Origin of the sequence: Phreatobacter oligotrophus (genome assembly GCF_003046185.1) — a bacterium.
Classification (GTDB): domain Bacteria; phylum Pseudomonadota; class Alphaproteobacteria; order Rhizobiales; family Phreatobacteraceae; genus Phreatobacter; species Phreatobacter oligotrophus.
Window position 1 is genome coordinate 1 of record NZ_PZZL01000044.1, and the last position, 4,259, is coordinate 4,259.

General features: G+C 62.1%; 3 protein-coding genes. 1 reads left to right on the forward strand and 2 read right to left on the reverse strand.

What is annotated here, in order from left to right; translation table 11 throughout:
- Positions 1-83: 83 nt before the first annotated feature.
- Complete coding sequence (locus C8P69_RS23145) at positions 84-1,310, reverse strand: bifunctional enoyl-CoA hydratase/phosphate acetyltransferase (RefSeq protein ID WP_245902217.1); 1,227 nt, start codon at positions 1,308-1,310, stop codon at positions 84-86.
- A 3-nt stretch (positions 1,311-1,313) separates the two neighbouring features.
- Complete coding sequence (locus C8P69_RS23150) at positions 1,314-3,071, reverse strand: PHA/PHB synthase family protein (protein ID WP_211353860.1); 1,758 nt, start codon at positions 3,069-3,071, stop codon at positions 1,314-1,316.
- Between the two features lie 335 nt (positions 3,072-3,406).
- Between C8P69_RS23150 and C8P69_RS23155 the strand changes: the two genes are divergently transcribed.
- Positions 3,407-3,730, forward strand: coding sequence for a hypothetical protein (locus tag C8P69_RS23155; protein WP_057196280.1), 324 nt, complete (start codon positions 3,407-3,409; stop codon positions 3,728-3,730).
- Positions 3,731-4,259: the final 529 nt, after the last annotated feature.

Here is a 4,259-nt window from a genome sequence, read left to right on the forward strand (position 1 = left end):
GGCTGGCCTGGTACAACCACCACCGGCCCCATGTTAGCCTCGCACGACGATCGCCGGCTCAGGTACTCGCCGGAACAACCTGATCAGAACCCACAATTAGGCACGACAAGAATGTCGGCCCGGCCGGCGACGGGAGAGACGATACCCTTCTCCTTTGCGGCTGCCGCACTGATCGCGTTGTCGAAGGCGAGCGGGCCATCGAGAATGCCACCGGTGATCTGCCCGCGATCCGCCATCTTGCAGAGCGCGGCTGCGTCCAGGGTCGACTCCATCGCTGGATTGATGGTCTCGACGGCGGAGAGAATGGCCACTTTCGGCTCCTCCACGCCGAGCACATGGGCAAGGTCGATGGCGTTTCGAATGATGTCGGCCTTTTCCTCCAGCGTCGGAGCGATGTTGATCGCGGCGTCGGTGATGATAAGCGATACCGGATGGTCCGGCACGTCCATCACATAGGCATGACTGATCCTGCGTTCGGTGCGAAGACCGGTGGCGGTAGCGATCACCGCGCCCATCAGCTCATCGGTATGAAGCGATCCCTTCATCAGCAGCCGTGCTTCGCCGGCGCGCACCAGCGCGACCGCCTTCTCCGCCGCGTCGTGGCTGTGGGCTGCCAGCACGATGCGCAGCGCAGCGATGTCTTTGCCGGCCTCTTCCGCAGCCTTCCTGATCTTCGCGTCAGGCCCGACCAGGATCGGCGTGATCAGGCCGGCCTCCGCCGCCTCCACCGCAGCCGTGATGGCCGCGGCGCTGCACGGGTGCGCGACGGCGGTCACCACCGCTTCGCCCCCCGTCGTCTTCTCCATCAGAAGGCGATAGCCACGATGCTCGGCCAGATGGACATCCGGCAGCACGATGCGGGGACGACGCACCTTGTCCTTCGGCGCCCTCACCTCCGCGCGCCCGGAGATCACTTCGTCGCCGTTCTGGTTGACGCAGCGGCAGTCCAACACGATGACGCTTTGCTCGGCCCGTTTCTCGGCCACGGTCACGCTCGCGGTGATCGCGTCTCCCAAGCCCACCGGCCGGATGAAGCGCAGCGACTGGCTGAGATAGACAGCGCCAGCCCCCGGCAGTTCGGTGCCGAGCACCGCGGATATCAGGCCGCCGCCCCACATGCCATGGGCGATCACGCGGCGGAATATGTCAGTCGCCGCGAAGTCGGCGTCGAGATGGGCCGGATTGACATCGCCGGAGACGAGCGCGAACAGCTTGATATCCTCCTCGCGGAGCGTCCGGGTCATGCTGGCTGTGTCGCCGACCCGAATTTCATCGAATGTCCGGTTCTCGATCATCCCATCATCGGCCATCGCTCAACGCTCCAGCACATAGAGGCCGGGCGCGTCGGCGATGATCGGATGGTTCTTGTCGGGCGCGCCCATCGGCGGCGGCGCTACGGCGGCGCCGGAATGACGCTTGAGCCAGTCGCCCCAGGCCGGCCACCAGCTTCCTTCGAAGCGTTGCGCCCTGACGAGCCATTCATCGGGATCGAGCGCCGACCCGTCCGCTTCGCGGCGAAGCAGGCGGTAGGAACGCCGCGGCCGGCCCGGCTCCGACACGATGCCGGCGTTGTGGCCGCCGCTGGTCAACACGAACTCGATTTCGCCACAGGTCAGGCGATGGATCTTGTGGACCGATCGCCAGGGCGCGACGTGATCGCGTTCCGTGCCAACGACGAACATCGGCTTGCGCATCGCGGAGAGGCTTATCACGCGCCCGTCGACCTTGTAGCGGCCCTCAGCCAGATCGTCCTCGAGGAACAGTTGCCGCAGATACTGGCTGTGCATCGCATAGGGCATCCGCGTGCCGTCGGCGTTCCAGGCCATCAGGTCGGTCATCGGCTCCCGCTCGCCCATCAGATAGGTGGTGAGCACGCGCGACCAGACGAGATCGTTGGAGCGCAGGATCTGGAACGCGCCGCCCATCTGGTTGCTGTCCAGATAGCCCCGGCTCCACATCATGCTTTCCAGGAGGTTCAATTGTCCCTGATCGATGAACAGGCCCAACTCGCCGGGTTCACAGAATTCGGTCTGGGCGGCGAGCAGGGTCACGCTGGCGAGCCGATCGTCACCATCGCGCGCCATCGCCGCGGCGGCGATCGATAGCAGCGTCCCACCCAGGCAATAGCCCACCGAATGGATGGACGCGGTACCGGTGATCGCGCCGATGGCGTCGAGCGCGGCCATCGGCCCGAGCCGGCGATAGTCCTCCATGTCGAGGTCGCGGTCGGCGCTGCCCGGATTGCGCCACGAGATCATGAAGACCGTGAAACCCTGTGCGGTTAGCCAGTTGACCAGCGAGTTCGCGGGCGAAAGGTCGAGGATGTAGTATTTCATGATCCAGGCCGGGACGATCAGCACCGGCTCAGGCCGGACCGTATCGGTCGTCGGCCCATACTGGATCAGTTCCATCAGACGGTTGCGGTAGACGACTTTGCCCTTGGCCGTTGCGACGGTTTCTCCGACCCGAAATGCTTCCGTTCCAATCGGCGGCTGATCGCGGACCAGCCGCCCCATGTCCTCCATGAAGTTACGCATCCCGTCGATCAAGCATTGCCCGCCTGTCTCCAGGATGCGCCGCTGGAGGACCGGATTGGTGGCGAGAAAGTTTGTGGGCGCCGCCATGTCCAGCCATTGCCGCACGGTGAACGCCACCATGTCCTCATGATGTTTGGTAACGCCCGCGACACCGGTCGTCGCCGCGTGCCAGAATTGCTGGTTCAGCAAGAAGGCTTGCGAGATGAGATTGAACGGCGGTGCGGTCCAGGCCGCGTCGGCAAAGCGGCGGTCTTGCGGCAGCGGCTCGATCGCACGCTCGGCGTCCTTCTTCGTCGCGCTCCGCGCGGCGTAGTCGGCCAAACGGAGGCATTTGCGCATTGCTTTCGCGCCGAGCTGCAACTGCTTGCCCGGCGAAGCGGCGAGATGCAGGCCCCAGTCGGAGAAAGCCTGCGCCAATGTCGCGGGAGAAAGCCCGAAGGTCGTTTGCGCGAGGACCGCTGCCGCCGCCCGATCCAGCATCTCTGACAATCCGTCCAACGGATCGGGCCGCGTCTGTGGGTTGATCTCCGGCATTCGTGTTCTTCCTTACAATTCTACAAGCTGAGCCAGAGAATATAGAGATCGACGCAAATCGGGGGCAGCGGCAACCGAGAGCAGCGTGCCTCGACCTTGGCATTAGCGCAGAGACAAAAGACGATTTGTCATAATACCATCTAGAATCTGTCCTACGAATCATTCTGGTTCGTGCACCTTCCGAATGCGGTTAGCCTGCCGCTCGAGGACAACACAACAAGATTAGAGCACGATAAGCGGGTTGGCTTGATCTCGCTCAATGTCGACTGGTCCATTTTGGATTAACAGAGTAATAGACGCTGGTTTGACATGTGTCTCAGAAGAGGAGGCTGCCAATGACTTATCCGTTGGAGCAGATGATCGGCATTTCGCATGCCAACACACAGTTGGTGCGGAAGCTTGCTGATATAGGCTACTCTAATTGGGAAGAGCACGTCCGGATGGGCGGCCGGTTCACGAGCGCGTTTGCCGATCAATTTAAGGGCCTGACACCCGGCACAATACCAACGCTAAAGAGCGAGACGGTTTCGGGCCTCTTTGATGATTTTGTACAAAAACGCACGGCGGCCTTTGCCGACACGAAGGCGGCCTGGGATGAGTGGCGATCTTGCTGCGCCGAGGTCATGTCAAAACCCACCGGCGTCGAAAGATCCGGTTGACAAGATGCCGCAGTAGTTCGTCCTAAACTCAGCACCGGCAAATCGGACAAGATTCGCCGTTCGCGATTGGCACATCGCCCGTCAATCGTATAGCGGTTTTGACACTCGTTTGCGACCGAGTTCTCCGGGCGCTCGATCTCGGCCGGCAGACCGTCACTCTCTTTTATCCATTGCGGTATTCCCGCTTCTCCAGGCGAATTACGGAACGCGCGTCGCATCAGTAATGATCCATCGACGCTTGCAGTCCAGAATGAAAGCCGGGAAGACTTGCTAGGATTACCAATGACACGCGCTGACCCTCTTGCCGCCGTTCACCGCGACGTTCAAACCTCGGCGCAGGCCGTGCGCGATGACGACCTTGTCCCAAAGGGTGCTTTCGGCAGATCGTTGTGACGCCGGCAAGGGCGAGATTCTCCACGTCGTCCGCTACGCATTGACGTTGCCCCCGATCAGCCCTCGTTCATAACTGGACTCTGTTCTCCATGTGGTCCTGTCTGGACCGGGTTGCAAACTCGTTTGGGGTGAGGCC

Coding starts and splice junctions, on each gene's coding strand:
- C8P69_RS23150 (WP_211353860.1), bottom strand. CDS start 3,071: ATGCCGGAGATCAACCCACAGACGCGGCCCGATCCGTTGGACGGATTG.
- C8P69_RS23155 (WP_057196280.1), top strand. CDS start 3,407: ATGACTTATCCGTTGGAGCAGATGATCGGCATTTCGCATGCCAACACA.
- C8P69_RS23145 (WP_245902217.1), bottom strand. CDS start 1,310: ATGGCCGATGATGGGATGATCGAGAACCGGACATTCGATGAAATTCGG.